Genomic DNA, 15,587 nt, shown 5'->3' with positions numbered 1-15,587 from the left:
GTCATACGGTCGGCTCATGGCCGACGGTGCAGTCTTCGTCATCGACCGGGTGGTGACCCGGCCCGGATGCGCCCGGCGATTCGTCGACACCTATCTGGCCGAGTACGCCCCCGGCGCGCGCGAACGCGGCATGACGCTGCACGACGTCCTGGTGAGTCCACCCATCTGGTTCGACGCATCCGAGGGCCAGGTGAACACCGTCACCATCACCTGGACACTGCCCAACGTCCGGGCGTGGTGGGAGATGACGTGGCAAGGCCGGCCCGATCCGGCCGTGGGCGAATGGTGGTCGCGGATCGGGGAATTGGTGGCCGAGCGGTCCCGGTCCTTCGCCGCGCGCGCCGCGGACGTCGACGTACTCTGCGATGTATAGCGTCACCCGGCTGATCGATATCGCCGAGCAGGACCGCGACCGGATGGCTGCCGCACTGCGTCGGGCGGCGTCCGACGCCGGCGCGCTGCACTGGGTGGCGGGGCCGACACTGCCCGGCTCCCGCAATGGGGGCGACCTCCTGGTGCACCTTCGCTTCGCCTCCAAACGCCAATGGGATTGCACGGCCGCATGTTTCGCGGCCATCCTGGACGACCCCGCCGTCGGCCGGGTGAACGGTACGACCTACTCCGGAACGCCCGTTCACGCCGGCCAAAAACCCGGCACCGTGTACCGGACGCTGCTGTTGGCGGTGTCGCCCGACACCGCCGAGGACACCGTCGCCCGGTTCGAGGCGGACCTGCGGCTGATGCCGCGATACGTGCGCACCATCACCGGCTGGCAGCTGAGCCGGGTGGAGGAGGCGACCGGAGCTTCGGCGTGGACCCATGTGTTCGAACAGCTCTTCACCGACGTGGACGGGTTGATGGGGCCCTACCTGATGCACCCGATCCATTGGGCGGTGGTGGACCGTTGGTTCGACCCGGAGTGTCCCGACGTCATCGTGCGCGACCGCGTCTGCCACAGCTTCTGCATCAGCACCGATCCGGTTCTGACCTAGACCCCCGCGGGAAGAATGTTCGGATTGGCATTTGCCGGGGGACGCAACGGCGGCAACAGGTTCGCGCCGTCCAGGCTGTGCACGGGTAGCTGCTGTGACCACGGATAATGCAGGCTGAACGCGACCAGCCCTGTTCGCTCCGCGGCGGGCAGATGGCACATCGCCAGCACGGTCTCGGCCAGATACTCCACCGGTTCGGTAGGGAAAGACTCCGGGATCAGTTGCGCGGCACCGGGTGTCCGGACCGCCGTCGACGGGCCGACGCAGTTCACGGCGATGTTGGCGTCGAGCAACTCGGCGGCCACTCCCTGGGTGAACCGGTGCAGGGCGGCTTTCATGGCCGCGTAGACCACGTCGCCGGAGGCCTTGTTGTACTCCCGGTACGGCCTGACCGGGGCCACGCCCGTGACCGATCCGATGTTGACGATCCACCCCGCCCCTTGCTTGCGCATATGCGGCACAGCGCATTTCGTCAGGACGAACGGGACGCGAAGGTAGTGCTCCACGGTGCGATCGAACGTTTCCAAACTCATGTCTTCGACCAACGAGTAGTCGGCGAAACCGGCGTTGTTGACCAGAATGTCGATGCGGCCCGTGCGGTCGAGGACCGCATCGACCAAACCGTCCCGCTGGTCGGCGTCTTCGAGGTCGGCCGCGATCCCGAACGCCGAACCACCGGCGGCTTCGATCAGTTCGATCGTTTCGCCGATGGTGCCGGGCAGCGCGGTGGCCGTACCGGCCCGCGTCGATGGGGACGACGAGTGCGAGCGTGCGGTCACCGCGACCGTGGCCCCTGCGGCGGCCAGGCGCTGCGCGACCGCGCGACCTATGCCGCGGCTGCTACCGGTGACCAACGCCGTTTTGCCGGACAGTAAGCGGCTCATCGCAACTCGAGATCTTCCTCGCTCGGCGCACGATGGTCGCGCCAGAAATCGACGAGCCGATAGGGGAACGCGGTCACGATCCGGCCTCCGCCCGAGCGGTAATAGGTGTGCGCCGAGGGCGTGTGGCACCACACGGTGCCCGCCATGAGGGCATCGATGTCCGCGACGTATTCCTCGTAGGCGCGCTGCGTCACCTCCACGGTGGTGGCCCGGCGCAGCGCCATCAACTGCAGGCATTCCATCACGTAGTGCACCATCACCTCGACCCCGAAGTTGTGCCCGGCCCCGTGACCCGGGCTGTAGTTGGGGGCCGAGGAGATGAACATGTTCGGGAACCCGGGCACCATTCCGCCCCGGTAGGCCCGGGGGGCGTCGCCCCACTCGTCGGTCAGCTTCTTGCCGTCGCGGCCCCGGATGTCCACGGTGGAAAGGAAATCCAGATAGTAACCGGTCGCGTAGATGATGACGTCGAGGTCGATTTGGCGGCCGTCGGCCGTGACGATTCCGGCCTGATTGACGCGGGCCGGTTCGCTGGCCTCGACGTCCACGTGCTCGCGGGCCAGCGCCGCGTAATAGCCGCCCGGATCGCGGATGATCCGTTTGCCGTAGGGCGCAAAGTCGGGGGTGACCTTGCGGGCCAGCTCGCTGCCCGCGCCGAACACGCGATCGATGTAATCCAGACACATGCGCAGCAACACGTCGTTGGCCGGCGAAACCGACAGGTGCTCGGCCGCCCATTGCGGGTCATGCAGGATTACCGGATAGTTGGTGTCCGCCGTCCCCCAATATGACTTGAGCCGAATCCAGTTGGCGTAGTACGGAAGTCGGGTGCCCAACCAGCGCTGATAGGCGGGGACGTCGTCGGATGCCCGTCGGCGCGGTGCGACCCAGTGCGGTTGGCGTTGGAAGACCGTCAGGTGCGCAACCTGGTCCACGCAGGCGTCGACGATCTGGACCGCGGTGCACCCGGCTCCGATGATCGCGACCCTCTTACCGGTGAGATCCAGCTCGAGGTCCCAGTGCGCGGAATGGATCGAAATCCCCGAGAACGTCTCGCGGCCGGCCAGTTCCGGCCACCGCGGCCGATTCAGGTAGCCGGCGGCCGGAATCACCACGTTCGCGTAACTGACGTCGCGGGTTCCGTCCGGGCCGACCGAATGGATCTGCCACTGCCGACGCCGCTCCTGCCACCACAACGCTTCCACCTCGGTGCCGAACCGGGTGTGCTTGCGCAGGTCGTTTTTGTCCGCCACCGATACCAGATAGGCCTGATACTCCGCACCCTGCGGGTAGTAGCTCGACCAGTCACCGTTGATGTCGCGGGACAGTGAGTAATACGCCGAGGGGGTGTCCACCCCGATGCCGGGATACCTGGTGGTGTACCAGGTTCCGCCCACCTCGTCGTTGCGCTCGATGATCTGATACTCGATGCCGGCGTCCGCGCAGGCGAGCGCGGCGGTGATGCCGGCGATCCCGGCGCCGATGATGACCACCCGGAATCCCGCGGGAAGCTTTGCGGTGCGCGGAAGTACCGGTTGGGAAGGCTGGAAACCGCCCTGCTCGAGGAGCAGTCCGAGATACTCGGGGCCGACTTCTCCGCCCAGCGCGACGGGCGCCACACGAGCGAAGAGGTCGAGGTCGTCGGCGGGTACCGCGTCCGCTCGCCGCGGCGTCCTCAACGCCGTGACGATCTCGTCGACGAGCTGGGCGGCCGTCTCCGGGTCGGTGACGCCCGCCTGCTCCGGCGGGTCGGGCACATGGGTGATTTTCGGCGCGAACCGATCGGCGACGGCCGGGTCCCCGGTCAGCTGGGCGAGCACCGCGACGAGCACCCCGGGATCCGCCTGCCGCAGGTTGGCCCGCAGTTCGCCGACGTCGTAGGGGTCCGGACCCGCCGCTCTTGCGCTTTCAGTCGTGACGGGCATGCCAGTGCTCATGCCTACGAGTATCGAAGCGGTCCGCCGCCTTCAGCAGGCCCGTGCCTACTCAGCGGGACGCGGCCGACCCACGCGCGCACGGGCACCTACCGTAATCCAGAAAAATAGTCTCGCCGCGCAGGCTGATCACCAACTGAGCCCCGACGGTGTTCCACTGACCGGGCATCCGAGGTGCTAGCAACTGCACGCTCGGAGTTGACTGACGGGATGAGCGACGACATCACGCTGCCCGAATTACAGGAATTCATCGGGGCCTTCTGGTACCACTACGATGAGGCGCACTACGACGAGCTCGCGGCCAGCTACGCCGAGGATGTGCACTACCTGACCCGAAGCGATTCCGGTGCAAGCCCTTTCGAGGAGCTCATGTCACCGAAACTCAGCGGTCGCGACGCGGTAATGGAATGGCTGTCGGAGCACCGCAAGCAGAGTCCGTACCCATTGCGGCATCACGCCACCAACGTGCACCGCATCGGGTCCGACGGCGACATCACCCGGGCGCGGTTCTACCTCTTTGTCAACCAGATCGCCAACTTCGTGCCGTTCGCGGTGTCCAGCGCCGTCGTCAACGTCGGCGTTCGGCGCGGTGCCCACGGACTGGAGTTCAGCCAGATGGACGTAATTCTCGACACCACCAGCTCGGTGCTCCTGTCCGAACTGCACGCCGAAAGCGGTGTGGGCTCATAAGGATGGACGCTCGCAGCACCTTCGCGGGTGGAGTCGCGGTGATCACCGGCGCCGGGTCCGGCCTCGGCGCCGGCCTGGCCCGCTACGCCTGTGGGTTGGGCATGACGGTCGTGCTGGCCGACATCGACCGCGACGCCGTCGCGGCGTTGCGCGACGAGTTGGCCGCGGGAGGCGGCGCGGCGCACGACGCCGCCTGCGACGTCCGCGATCCCGCCGCCGTGCAGGACCTCGCCGACCGCGCCTATGACATCGGGCCGGTGCGCCTGCTGGTGAACAATGCGGGCATCGAACAGTTCGGCTATTTGTGGGACACACCGGTGGTCAACTGGCAGCGCGTCATGGACGTCAACGTCAGCGGCGTGTTCTACGGCGTACGCGCGTTTCTGCCGAAGATGATGGCCGCCGGACAGCAGGCGTGGGTGTGGAACATCGCATCGGTGGGTGCGGTGGTGGCGATGCCGTTGCAGGCGCCCTACATCGTGAGTAAGCACGCGGTGCTGTCGCTGACCGAATGCCTGCACCTCGAGGTGCAGGCCACCGGGCACGACGATCACGTTCACGTCCAGGCCGTGCTGCCGGGGCCGGTGCGCTCCAACATCTTCGAGTCGGCGGGCGGCGTCGACCCCGATGCAGCCACCGATGCGGCCGCGGCCGAAGCCCACCGCTCGGCCATGCTCGGCATCAAGGCCGCGTCCATGGATGCGCTGGAAGCCGCCGAGATGATCTTCAGGCAATCGACCGAGGGTCACTTCTACCTGCACACTCATCCGGAAAGCGTCGGCGCGGCGATGCGCGAACGGGCCAAAGTGCTTGCCGCGCAACAGGCCCCACGACTGCGGACCGAGACACGGTTCGACTCCGCGCCAGACTGACAAGACATGACTTCTCCCCCACTGGATCCCGACGCGGCCGCCCGCATCGCCTCGTTCGGCGAGACCGCTCCGATGCGGCAACGGGGTCTGCCCGCGGTGCGCGCCGGGCTGGAGTCCGCACCGCGGCCGGCGACCATGCCCGAGATGGCCAGCGTCACCGAGGCGCTCGTGCCCAGCGCCGCCGGCGGCATCCCCGTCAGGATCTACCGGCCCACAACGGATTCCGGTGTGGCGGTGCTGGTGTATCTGCACGGCGGCGGACTGGTGATGGGATCCAACCGCTCATTCGAACCACTGGCCCGCGAGCTCGCCTCCGCGTCAGCGGCCACGGTCGTCGCCGTGGACTACCGGCTGGCCCCGGAGTCACCGCCGCCCGCCCAGTTCGACGACGCCTACGCCGCCACCGAATGGGTATCGCGGAAGGCCGGGGAATTAGGCGTCGATGCCGATCGGCTCGCGGTCATCGGCGACAGCGCCGGCGGCTCGCTGGCCGCGGCCGTCGCCCTGGCCGCGCGCGATCGCCGCGGACCGCCGATCTGCGCGCAGGTGCTGCTGTATCCCGGGTTGGACCGCGACATGTCCGTTGCCTCGATCGCGGCAATGCCCGACGCTCCGCTGCTCATTCGCGACGACATCGACTACATGCACGCGCTGGTCGACGGCGATGCCGGTCCTCCGACCGACCCGTATCTGGTCCCGGCGTATGCGGCCGACCTGTCGGGTCTGCCGCCGGCGATCGTGGTCACCGCGGGCTGCGACCCCATCCGGGACTGGGGCGAGCGCTACGCGGACCGCCTGCGTGACGCCGGCGTCCAGACCACCGTCACCCGATATCCCGGCATGTACCACGGCTTCCTGATGCGCTCCGATGCCACAGCACGCGGCCGGCTGGCCATCGCGGAGATCGGTGGGTTGCTGCGGGCCAAGTTTACTCATCCGCTCCGGTTTGACGTCCCGATCACCGGACGGCATTCCACCCCAACGCGGTAACGCTGCGCACAATCGACCGATCGTGACCGCAAAGGAGGCAGGTGATGCTCAGCGACGAGCGCCGGATGGAGCTTTCCGACGTACTGCGGCCGGTCGCGCCGCCCCGCGAAATCGACAATGTGTACACCGACGATCAGCGTGAGCGCCTATTGAATGTGGTGCACACGCGCGGTCCGTGGCGCCTCATCATCGCGCAGCACTTCGCGTCGGCCGACGAACTGATGGCGACGATGAGCGGTGCGTTTCCCGAGGGGTTCACGCCCTCGCTGGACCTGTTTCTCACGCCGACGTTCCGCGGCTACCTCGCCAACTATGGCACCGTGCTGTACCCGGAACTACACGACTGCTTCTACAACGCCGCCTTCCTTGAACATGCCAAGCGCTACTGGAACGCTGAGTACGCCAAGCCGGAGATGATGCTGTTCAACATCAATGGGCCTTGCGCCAACCGCGATCCCGGCCACTTGGATTCGCCGAGTTTTCGCGGCGTGCGCCACGAGAACGCACCCACCTGGCTGTGCAGCGTCATGGGCAAGTCGGGATTGTTCTCCGACTACCTGATCAAAATGGCCCAGGTGATCACGTGGTTCTGCCTGGACACCGGAAGTGGCTTCACCTACTGGCCCGACGGTCCGTTGAAAGCCCCGGCGCGAGTGCTGCCGCCGATCAACAACCGCGGCGTGGTGGTGCAAAACGAGATGATGGTTCACCGCGGCGAAGCCAACGGGCCACTGGAACAACAGATTCCGTCCGGTTTGGCGTTCGACACCGTGTTCACGGGTGACCCGTCCGATCGCAACCACTGGTTGCTCAAGAACGGCGAGGACGTGATCGCCCGCCACCACACTGACGAGTTGCGATTCCTGGTCCACTGGTCGGCCGAGGTTTTCTCCGACTATGACGAGCTCAAGAAAAATATGGAAGGCTCCGACGACATCACCATCGACCGCGCGATCGACATGATGCTGGACGACCTCCATGCCAAGGGCATCAAACTCGACGCCCCGAGCGCGCCACTGCATGACCCAGAATTCATCGCTGCCCTCAACGCCGCCTATGACGTGGGGGGTCCGACCAGCTATCCCGACCAAGCGCCGCTGAGCGCGTTTCAGCCGGCCTGATCACCGAGAGGCATTGCGTCATGGACCGTTTCGCAGGCCGCCGCGCAATCGTGACCGGGGCCGGCTCCGGGATCGGTGCGGCCACCGCAGCCCGGCTGCTCGACGAGGGCGCCACCATCGTGGCCTACGACATCTCCGCGGAGGGGTTGGCGCGCACGAGGGCCGCCGCCGACGACGCCGGCACCGGCAAACGCCTGACCACCGCCGTCCTGGATATCTCGGTCGAAGGGGATGTCATTGCCGCCGTCGATGCCGCGGTAGCCGACCTCGGCGGCCTTGAGGTGCTGGTGAATGTTGCGGCCATACAGACGTGTTCGCACACTCACCAGACCACGCTGGCCGACTGGAACAGGACGTTGGCCGTCAATCTGACCGGCACCTTCCTGATGACCCGCCAGGCGCTGCCGGCGCTGCTGGACTCCGGGCGCGGTGTGGTGGTGAACTTCACCTCCACCGCCGCATCGTTCGCACATCCCTACATGGCCGCGTATGCCGCCAGCAAGGGCGGCATCTTGAGCTTCACCCATTCGCTGGCGCTGGAGTACGCGAAGCAAGGGCTGCGCGCGGTCAACATCCAACCCGGCGGAGTCTCGACGGCACTGGCCAACAGCACGTTGGACAAAATGCCCGACGGGTATGACGTCGGCCTGTGGGCCAAGCAAACCCCGCTCCTGCACGGCAAAGACAGTGAAATACTGGGCGACCCGAGCGCAGTCGCCTCGGTGATCGCGATGGTGGCCTCCGACGACGGCGCGTTCATCACCGGGACGGAGATTCGCGTCGACGGCGGCGCACACGCCTGACACGACTGCCGACCGACGGATCGTGGTGCCTGACCGAGCGGGCCATGGGCGACCGCGCGTACGTCGGAGCGCTCGGCGTCTTTGAGGGTTGACCGGCGCTAGCGCACTAGCGCACCACGACGCTGCTCGGCGTCCGGGGCGAGCCGAGCATGTCCCGATGGGACGGTGGGCGGCGGCCGCCCTCGTCGGTGATGCCGTAGCGCTGCGCGAGTTCCGCCCCGATCAGCGTCTGCCCGCTGAGCTCCGCCAGACCCGGGTCGTCGAACAGCGCATCGATCACATAGCCTGTGAATTCCGGGGTTTCGGCATGCTCGGCGGTCGCGGCCAGCGCGGCCGGATCCGCACCGAAAGCGGCGCGCAGCTTTTCGGTCAGCAGGATGCCCATCCATATCGACACCGTCGCAACCCCGGTGCCCCGGAAGTCCACCGCCATGTCTGCGGCCATCTTGTCGGCTCCGGCCTTCTGCGCGCCGTACGCGGGACCGTGCATGTAGCACACCGACCCCGGCGACGACGTGAACGCAATCAGCCCGCGTCCGCCCGCAACCAACAGCGGCGCGGCGTACCAGGACGCCACATAAGACGACCGCAATCCCACATCGAGCACATCGGCCAAGTCGAGTGGCTTCTCCCAGAAGGGCTTTGGCCTGACCAAATTGTCGGAGATCGTCGCGGCGTTGTTGACCAGAAGGTCGAGCCGCCCGCTCTCCCGCCGCACACGGTCGAACAGGTCCGACACGGCCGCGTCGTCGCGGTGATCGACGCGGACGGGCACCACACCGGACGGGGTGTCGCCGATGGTGCGGCTCGTCGCGTACACCCGCCAGCCGCGATCTGCCAGCGCGGCCGAGATGCCGCGTCCCGCGCCGCGGCTCGCGCCGGTCACCACGGCCACCCGCCTCACACCACTCATGCGGTCAGACTACGTCAGCCGAGGGGGTCGACGATCGCCAATTCTCCTCTGGCGACGGCGGCCTGGATCGACTCCCGCAGCGCGGTACATCCCAGGAACGGCCCCCGGTGATGGCCGGCCAGGCATTCGGCGTCGCGGCGCTCGATGCAGCGAGCCGAAGCGTCGGCATCCCATTGCACGCTGGTTTGGTTCCAGCTGCTTTTGCGGGCCATGACCCGCGCTCCGCAGTCTTGGCACATCACCGGCGCCATGGGCATGTCGACGAGCCGAACATCCTCGCGCACAGGCATTTTCAGCACCTTCAGGTCCTGGCCGCCAAGTTGGCCTCGACCTCTTTCATCCATGCGGCGTAGGGTCGGGTGGTGTCCAGCTCGAATTCGAAGCGGTCGACCATGTCGAGTTGCACGTCGGCGACGTCGACGTAGAACTGCTGATACCAGCGGCGCAGCTGATACACCGGCCCGTCTTCCTCGACCAGCAGCGGGTTGTCGATGCGCGCCTTGTGCCGCCAGATCTCGACGTCCTGCTCGAAGCCGAGCTTGACGAAGTCGCCGAGCGCGATCGCGGTCTGCATGGCCAGGTCGTCGGGCAGCGCATCCGATTTCTTGACGATGATGCCGTATTGCAGCACAAAAGAATTCGCGTCGATCGGGTAGTGACAATTGATCAGCACCGTTTGGTGGTCGGCGTCCTCGTAGTGATAGGTCAGGTCGTCGATCATGAACGACGGTCCCCAATAGGAGGCCACCGAAGTGGTGCCGAGCATCCTCGCGCCCTCACCGCCGATATCGGGGCGCCCGGCGCTGTTCATGTATTGGGTGGCCACGTGGCCTTCGAAGATGTTCTTGAACTGCTTGGGAAGCGACCCGTGGATGTAGAAGAAGTGCGCCATGTCCACGACGTTGTCGATGATCTCGCGGCAATTGCTTTGCACGACAGTGCTATACCAATGCCAGTCGGTCCATTCGTCGCTGCCGGCACCCTCGATGCGCGGGATCGTTACCTCCGGCGGCGGCGGATTGCCCTCCGGGTCGTTCCACACGAACAACATGCCGTCCTGCTGCAGGGTGGTCCAGGCCCGGGTGCGGGCCAGTCGGGGCGTGCGCCGGCTGTAGGGCACCTGCTTGCACCGGCCGTCGCCGCCCCAGCGCCAATCGTGGAAGGGGCAGGCGATCTCGTTGCCCTTCACCTCACCCCTGGACAGGTCGCCGCCCATGTGCCGGCAATAGCCGTCGAGCACGTTGATGGCGCCGTCGCCGCCGCGGAAGACGACCAGTTTCTGCCCGAAGGCGTTGATCGGGTGCGGCTTGCCGTCACCGAAATCCCGGATCAGGCCCAGGCAATGCCAGCCGCGGGCAAACCGGGTCGGGACGGCCTGGGCCTCGATGAGCCGGATTTCGTCGGTGTCATGCATGCGCACGATTCAACGCAGCCGGACCCGCCCGTGGGGGTGTCTGTTCCACTCATCAGGACGGCTATTCCGGTATCACGGTGCCGCGACATACCGTTTTCGCTGTGACGACGCACAGCGCGACGATTCCTGCCGGACTTCCCGTGGCCGACACCGCCGTCGACCTGCTCGTCGTCGGCTCCGGCACCGGCATGGCCGCGGCGCTGGCCGCCCACGAACTGGGGTTGTCGGTGCTGATCGTGGAGAAATCATCGTACGTGGGCGGCTCCACCGCCCGCTCCGGCGGCGCGCTGTGGCTGCCGGCCAGCCCGGTGCTGGACGAGGCGAACGCCGGCGACACCGCGGAACGCGCCGGCACCTACCTGGATTCGGTGGTCGCGGGTTCGGCGCCGCCGCAGCGGTCGGCGGCGTTCGTCGCGCAGGTGTCCGCGACGGTGGAGATGCTGCGCCGGACCACGCCGCTGCGGCTGTTCTGGGCCCGCGATTACTCCGACTATCACCCGGAGGAGCCGGGCGGCAGTGCGGCCGGGCGCACCTGTGAATGCCGCCCCTTCGACACTTCGCTGCTCGGCGAGTACCGCACCCGGTTGGAGCCCGGCCTGATGGAGGTGACGGTTCCGATGCCGACGACGGGCGCCGATTACCGGTGGATGAACCTGGTGGCCCGGTTGCCGCGCAAGGGGATTCCCGTCTACGCCAAGCGCCTGGTGCAGGGCGTGGGCGGACGCATGCTGGGCCGGCGCTACGCGGCCGGCGGTCAGGGTTTGATGGCCGGGCTGTTCACCGGGGTGCTGCGCGCCGGGATCCCGATCTGGACCGGCACCACCCTGACGCGTCTGACGCGCCGGGGTGAGCGGGTGAGCGGGGCCGTCGTCGAGCACGGCGGGCGCGAGGTGACGATCAGCGCGCGCCGCGGCGTTGTGCTGGCCACCGGCGGCTTCGACCATCGGATGGAGATGCGGTGGAAGTTTCAGTCGGAATCGTTGGGCGCCGACCTGAGTCTAGGCGCCGCCGGCAACACCGGCGACGGGATCCGCGCCGGCCAGGAGATCGGCGCCGCGATCGACCTGATGGATCAGGCGTGGTGGTTCCCCGCGGTGGCGCCGCTGCCCGGCAAGGCGCCCGCGGTGATGCTCGCGGAACGCTCGCTGCCGGGCTGCCTGATCGTGGACCAGCACGGGCGCCGGTTCGTCAACGAGGCAACCGATTACATGTCGTTCGGGCAGCGGCTGCTCGAGTTGGAGCGGTCCGGCAGCCCGGTCGAGTCGATGTGGATCGTCTTCGATCAGCAGTACCGCAACAGTTATGTCTTTGGGGCCGAACTGTTTCCGCGGATGCGTATCCCGCAGGCGTGGTATGACGCCGGCATCGCCGTGCGGGCCGACAACCTCGCCGAGCTGGGCGCGGGCATCGGCGTGCCGGTGCCGGAGTTCGTCGAGACGATGACCCGGTTCAACCAAAACGCCGCCGCCGGAGAGGATCCCGACTTCGGCCGCGGCCGCAGCGCCTACGACCGCTACTACGGCGACCCGACGGTCAAGCCGAACCCCAACCTGCGGCCGTTGTTCGACGGACCGTTCTACGCGGTGCGGATGGTGCTGTCGGATCTGGGCACCTGCGGCGGGCTGAAGACCGACGAGCGCGCGCGGGTGCTGCGCGAGGACGGCGGGCCGATCGCCGGGCTGTACGCCATCGGCAACACCGCCGCCAATGCGTTCGGCACGACGTATCCGGGCGCCGGGGCGACGATCGCGCAGGGGCTGGTGTACGGCTACATCGCCGCCCAAGAGGCGGCGCGCCCGAGCGCCGCTCAGCCCGACTAACCGGCGTCGTCGCTGTCCTCGTCCTCGTCCTCGTCTTCCCCACGTAGGAGTTTTTCGGGGTGGTGGAAGGTGTTGGTGCGGGGTTGGTTTCGGTCTAGGTGGGGTGGTGGGATCCATTGGGTTTCGCCTTTGGCGTTTTTGTGGGTGGTCCAGGCGCCGGGTTGTAGCAGGCGGTGGTGGGGTCCGCAGGCGAAGGTCAGGTCGTTGATGTCGGTGGTGTGGCAGGTGGCGTAGTCGGTGCAGTGATGCACCTCGGCGTAGTAGCCGGGGACGGTGCAGCCGGGGGCGGTGCAGCCGCGGTCTTTGGCGTATAACACGATGCGCTGTGCGGGGGAGGCCAGGCGTTTGGTGTGATACAGGGCCAGGGCTTTGCCGTGGTCGAAGATGGCGAGGTAGTGGCGGGCGTGCCGGGATAGCCGGATCACATCGGACATGGGCAGCAGGGTGCCCCCGCCGGTCAGACCCCGTCCGGCGGCGGCTTCGAGGTCGGCCAGGGTGGTGGTGACGATGATGGAGGCCGGGAGGCCGTTGTGTTGGCCGAGGTTTCCTGAGGCCAGCAGGGCGCGCAGCCCGGCCAGCAGCCCATCGTGGTTGCGTTGAGCCGCCGAGCGGGCATCACCGTCGATGGCCTGCTCGGTGGGACTGCCGTCCACGCACGGGTTTTCATCGAGTGGGTTGCACATGCCGGGGGCGGCGAGTTTGGCCAGCACCGCCTCGAGAGTGGCGCGCAGCTCGGGGGATAGCCAGCCGCGGAGTTCGGACATGCCGTCGGCGTGTTGGTTGCCCAGGGTGAGGCTGCGGCGGCGGGCGCGGTCTTCGTCGCGGTAGAGGCCGTCGGGGTTGAGGCAATCGGCCAGCGTGCCGGCCAACGCGGCGAGCTGTTCGGGACGATACCGGGTGCCTTCCCTGGCCAGGTCGGTTTCGGCGCGCTCCCGCGTCGCCTGGTCGATCCAGCCCGGCAACTGGTGGCAGAACTTACGAATGACGGCCACCTGCTCGAGGCCCAACGACCCCTCCCGTTGCCGCGCGGCGGTGGCCGCCAGCACCGGCGGCAACGGTTCCCCGGTCAGCCCGACGCGGGGGCCCAGGTCGGCGGCGGTGTGCACCCGCCGGGCGGCCTCGGCGCGGCTGATCAGGGTGGCCTCGGCGATCGCATGCGAAAGCCGGCCCCCCAACTCCGCCGGGCTGGCGTCGCGGGCCAGCGCGTTGATCAGCGGATGCTCGACCGCCGGCAGCCGCCGGCGCAGTTTCTCGCAGCGGTTCAGCAACGCCAACTTCTCGCGCGTGGCCAACGCGGCGTAGTCGCAGTCGAGCAGATCGTCCAGGGCGGCATCGATGGCGTCGAACGCCGCCGACACCGCCTCCCGATCACTACTCATACCTCGCAAACTAGGCGAGCCCACCGACAAAAAGCCCCGCAATGTGACCACAGAAACCAAAGTAACACAAGGGATTTCGCTATGCGTTTTTGATATCCGGAAAGCCGAGTACTACTCCGCCTCGCGCTTCGCCTGGACCTGCTTCTCGACCTCACGCCAGTAACCCGGCGTGGGCCGGGGCTTACCGTACCCACCCTTTGCGGCGCGCTGCAGGATGGCGTCGGCCTCGTCGATCTCCTTGATCATCTCCAGCGCGAACTCGCGCTCGGCAGCGTAATACTTTGCCGCCCAGCGCAATGCGAGCACTGAATACGCCCAGGCGGGCTCCGCCTCGGCTCCCTCGGCGTCCTCCATGGCCTTGCGATGCCGGGCCTCGGCGTAGGCCACGTGCTCCTGCAGCAATTCCTTGAGCCGACCGGGATTACTCAGGTGCCCGAACGTAACCCGAAGCAGCACACTGTGTTTGAGCACCGGCGGGTCGACGGGTGCATGGTTGGTCCACTGCGTGACAGCGTCCATGCCGGCCGGGGTGATCTTGTAGAGCCGGCGGCTGCGGGTGCCCTCGTCGCGTTCGACGCGCGACGTCACCAGCCCGAGCGCCTCCAGCTTCTTCAGCTCGGTGTAGATCTGGCTGTAGGACGGGCTCCAGTAGTACAGGTCGACACTCCAGTCGATCCACTTCTTGAGGTCGTAGCCCGAGACCTCCTCCTCGTAGGACATCATGCCCAGCAGCGCCCAGCTGGTGGCGGCCAGCGCCGGCTTCTGGCTGGCAGGGTCCGTTTCGGAGGCCATGTCGCCAGGTTAACAACACCGCCCCTAGATTGGGGGTCATGGACCGCTGGCTGGGACGCCCGTGAAATTCGCCTTTCCCGTTCCGCACCTGATGCGCCTCAAGGCGATTGCGCAGCCCTGGGAAGCGGCCGTCACCGGGCCCGAACAGCGGCGCATGATGCAATGCGCCGACCGGTGGGGCTACGACATGATCGCGGTGCCCGAACACCTCGTCATCCCCGTCGACCAGGTCGAGCTGTCCGGGTCGCATTATCTGCACTCGACCACCGCGCAGGCGTTCATCGCCGGGGCCACCGAGCGGGTGGCCATCAACTCCTGCGTCACCATCCTGCCGCTGCAGCATCCCATCGTGCTGGCCAAAGCGCTGGCCACCGCGGACTGGATGAGCGGCGGCCGGATGATGGTCACCTTCGGCGTGGGATGGCTGGCCCGCGAATTCGAGCTGCTCGACGTGCCGTTCGGGGAACGCGGCCGCATCGCCGACGAATATCTGGCCGCCATCGTCGAGCTGTGGACCAGCGACACACCCCGCTTCGACGGCCGCTACGTGTCGTTCGCCGACATCGCCTTCGAACCGAAACCCGTTCAAAAACCCCACCTTCCGGTCTGGATCGGCGGTGACGCCGACGCCGCGCTGCGCCGGGCGGCCAGGTTCGGCTCCGGGTGGTGGCCGTTTCTGACACCACCCGAGCAGATCGCGGAAAAACTCGACTACATCAAGTCCCAACCCTGTTACGACGGGCGGCCTTTCGAGGTGATGCACGGGCTGGGCACCAACCGGGTCGGCGAGGGACACGTCGCCCGCCGCGACGTGAGGGACCGGCCGGGCATGAGCGCGGGCCAGATCGTCGACCGGCTGGGCTGGCTGGCCGAGCAGGGCGTGACGGTGACCGCGGTGCCCGTGCCCGCCGTCGGCGGCGCGGACGAATACCTCGATTACGCGCAGTGGGTCATCGAAGAGATCAAGCCCCAGCTGGCGTAGG

Annotated in this window: 16 protein-coding genes; 9 read left to right on the top strand and 7 right to left on the bottom strand. The window is 67.4% G+C overall.

Annotated features, from left to right (window positions below; translation table 11 throughout):
- Positions 1 to 16 precede the first annotated feature (16 nt).
- Both NF20_RS03070 and NF20_RS03065 read left to right on the top strand, forming a co-directional pair.
- A complete protein-coding gene (locus NF20_RS03070; protein ID WP_009977159.1) occupies positions 17 to 373 on the top strand; it encodes a hypothetical protein in 357 nt (118 codons plus the stop codon).
- Positions 366 to 992, top strand: coding sequence for a Dabb family protein (locus tag NF20_RS03065; RefSeq protein ID WP_011725208.1), 627 nt, complete (start codon positions 366 to 368; stop codon positions 990 to 992). The genes NF20_RS03070 and NF20_RS03065 overlap by 8 nt, the downstream gene beginning before the upstream one ends.
- Here NF20_RS03065 and NF20_RS03060 read toward each other — a convergent pair.
- Positions 989 to 1,876, bottom strand: coding sequence for an SDR family oxidoreductase (locus tag NF20_RS03060; protein ID WP_009977161.1), 888 nt, complete (start codon positions 1,874 to 1,876; stop codon positions 989 to 991). The two genes, NF20_RS03065 and NF20_RS03060, sit on opposite strands and share 4 nt — an antisense overlap.
- Entirely contained in the window at positions 1,873 to 3,813 is a 1,941-nt protein-coding gene (locus NF20_RS03055; RefSeq protein ID WP_009977162.1) for a flavin-containing monooxygenase, read from the bottom strand. The genes NF20_RS03060 and NF20_RS03055 overlap by 4 nt, the downstream gene beginning before the upstream one ends.
- A gap of 207 nt (positions 3,814 to 4,020) precedes the next feature.
- Between NF20_RS03055 and NF20_RS03050 the strand changes: the two genes are divergently transcribed.
- The 5 genes from NF20_RS03050 to NF20_RS03030 are packed head-to-tail and all read left to right on the top strand — an operon-like array spanning position 4,021 to position 8,286.
- A complete protein-coding gene (locus NF20_RS03050) occupies positions 4,021 to 4,500 on the top strand; it encodes a nuclear transport factor 2 family protein (RefSeq protein ID WP_009977164.1) in 480 nt (159 codons plus the stop codon).
- Between the two features lie 2 nt (positions 4,501 to 4,502).
- Complete coding sequence (locus tag NF20_RS03045; protein ID WP_009977166.1) at positions 4,503 to 5,372, top strand: SDR family NAD(P)-dependent oxidoreductase; 870 nt, start codon at positions 4,503 to 4,505, stop codon at positions 5,370 to 5,372.
- A 6-nt stretch (positions 5,373 to 5,378) separates the two neighbouring features.
- Complete coding sequence (locus tag NF20_RS03040; protein ID WP_011725211.1) at positions 5,379 to 6,362, top strand: alpha/beta hydrolase; 984 nt, start codon at positions 5,379 to 5,381, stop codon at positions 6,360 to 6,362.
- Between the two features lie 44 nt (positions 6,363 to 6,406).
- Positions 6,407 to 7,483, top strand: coding sequence for a hypothetical protein (locus NF20_RS03035; protein ID WP_009977168.1), 1,077 nt, complete (start codon positions 6,407 to 6,409; stop codon positions 7,481 to 7,483).
- Between the two features lie 20 nt (positions 7,484 to 7,503).
- The gene (locus NF20_RS03030; RefSeq protein WP_009977170.1) at positions 7,504 to 8,286 is read left to right on the top strand and encodes an SDR family NAD(P)-dependent oxidoreductase; all 783 of its coding nucleotides are present in this window, start codon (positions 7,504 to 7,506) and stop codon (positions 8,284 to 8,286) included.
- A 106-nt stretch (positions 8,287 to 8,392) separates the two neighbouring features.
- Here NF20_RS03030 and NF20_RS03025 read toward each other — a convergent pair whose 3' ends face one another.
- From NF20_RS03025 to NF20_RS03015, 3 genes are read right to left on the bottom strand one after another with little or no spacing between them, the layout of a single operon-like run.
- On the bottom strand, positions 8,393 to 9,199 hold the full coding sequence (locus NF20_RS03025) for an SDR family NAD(P)-dependent oxidoreductase (RefSeq protein WP_031351670.1): 807 nt from the start codon (positions 9,197 to 9,199) through the stop codon (positions 8,393 to 8,395).
- A gap of 14 nt (positions 9,200 to 9,213) precedes the next feature.
- Positions 9,214 to 9,498 carry a hypothetical protein gene (locus NF20_RS03020; RefSeq protein WP_024637064.1) on the bottom strand — a complete coding sequence of 95 codons (285 nt, stop codon included), beginning with the start codon at positions 9,496 to 9,498 and terminating at the stop codon, positions 9,214 to 9,216.
- 2 nt (positions 9,499 to 9,500) lie between these two features.
- Positions 9,501 to 10,613, bottom strand: coding sequence for a Rieske 2Fe-2S domain-containing protein (locus tag NF20_RS03015; RefSeq protein WP_009977174.1), 1,113 nt, complete (start codon positions 10,611 to 10,613; stop codon positions 9,501 to 9,503).
- 101 nt (positions 10,614 to 10,714) lie between these two features.
- Here NF20_RS03015 and NF20_RS03010 point away from each other — a divergent pair, with 101 nt between their 5' ends.
- On the top strand, positions 10,715 to 12,433 hold the full coding sequence (locus NF20_RS03010) for a 3-ketosteroid-delta-1-dehydrogenase (RefSeq protein WP_081215357.1): 1,719 nt from the start codon (positions 10,715 to 10,717) through the stop codon (positions 12,431 to 12,433).
- Here the strand turns inward: NF20_RS03010 and NF20_RS03005 are convergent.
- Together NF20_RS03005 and NF20_RS03000 are read right to left on the bottom strand one after the other, a co-directional pair.
- Entirely contained in the window at positions 12,430 to 13,812 is a 1,383-nt protein-coding gene (locus NF20_RS03005; RefSeq protein WP_033717205.1) for an HNH endonuclease signature motif containing protein, read from the bottom strand. The two genes, NF20_RS03010 and NF20_RS03005, sit on opposite strands and share 4 nt — an antisense overlap.
- Positions 13,813 to 13,923: 111 nt before the next feature.
- The gene (locus NF20_RS03000; protein ID WP_003876380.1) at positions 13,924 to 14,604 is read right to left on the bottom strand and encodes a PadR family transcriptional regulator; all 681 of its coding nucleotides are present in this window, start codon (positions 14,602 to 14,604) and stop codon (positions 13,924 to 13,926) included.
- A 61-nt stretch (positions 14,605 to 14,665) separates the two neighbouring features.
- On the opposite strand from NF20_RS03000, the gene NF20_RS02995 reads away from it, so the two are divergent.
- Entirely contained in the window at positions 14,666 to 15,586 is a 921-nt protein-coding gene (locus NF20_RS02995) for a TIGR03619 family F420-dependent LLM class oxidoreductase (RefSeq protein WP_033712826.1), read from the top strand.
- Position 15,587: the final 1 nt, after the last annotated feature.

It is taken from the genome of Mycobacterium sp. MAC_080597_8934 (assembly GCF_000523975.1).
Lineage (GTDB): Bacteria > Actinomycetota > Actinomycetes > Mycobacteriales > Mycobacteriaceae > Mycobacterium > Mycobacterium avium.
The sequence above is the reverse complement of the archived record's forward strand: the minus strand, read 5'-3'. Positions and strand labels throughout refer to the sequence as shown.

Coding starts and splice junctions, on each gene's coding strand:
- NF20_RS03070 (WP_009977159.1), top strand. CDS start 17: ATGGCCGACGGTGCAGTCTTCGTCATCGACCGGGTGGTGACCCGGCCC.
- NF20_RS03065 (WP_011725208.1), top strand. CDS start 366: ATGTATAGCGTCACCCGGCTGATCGATATCGCCGAGCAGGACCGCGAC.
- NF20_RS03060 (WP_009977161.1), bottom strand. CDS start 1,876: ATGAGCCGCTTACTGTCCGGCAAAACGGCGTTGGTCACCGGTAGCAGC.
- NF20_RS03055 (WP_009977162.1), bottom strand. CDS start 3,813: ATGAGCACTGGCATGCCCGTCACGACTGAAAGCGCAAGAGCGGCGGGT.
- NF20_RS03050 (WP_009977164.1), top strand. CDS start 4,021: ATGAGCGACGACATCACGCTGCCCGAATTACAGGAATTCATCGGGGCC.
- NF20_RS03045 (WP_009977166.1), top strand. CDS start 4,503: ATGGACGCTCGCAGCACCTTCGCGGGTGGAGTCGCGGTGATCACCGGC.
- NF20_RS03040 (WP_011725211.1), top strand. CDS start 5,379: ATGACTTCTCCCCCACTGGATCCCGACGCGGCCGCCCGCATCGCCTCG.
- NF20_RS03035 (WP_009977168.1), top strand. CDS start 6,407: ATGCTCAGCGACGAGCGCCGGATGGAGCTTTCCGACGTACTGCGGCCG.
- NF20_RS03030 (WP_009977170.1), top strand. CDS start 7,504: ATGGACCGTTTCGCAGGCCGCCGCGCAATCGTGACCGGGGCCGGCTCC.
- NF20_RS03025 (WP_031351670.1), bottom strand. CDS start 9,199: ATGAGTGGTGTGAGGCGGGTGGCCGTGGTGACCGGCGCGAGCCGCGGC.
- NF20_RS03015 (WP_009977174.1), bottom strand. CDS start 10,613: ATGCATGACACCGACGAAATCCGGCTCATCGAGGCCCAGGCCGTCCCG.
- NF20_RS03005 (WP_033717205.1), bottom strand. CDS start 13,812: ATGAGTAGTGATCGGGAGGCGGTGTCGGCGGCGTTCGACGCCATCGAT.
- NF20_RS03000 (WP_003876380.1), bottom strand. CDS start 14,604: ATGGCCTCCGAAACGGACCCTGCCAGCCAGAAGCCGGCGCTGGCCGCC.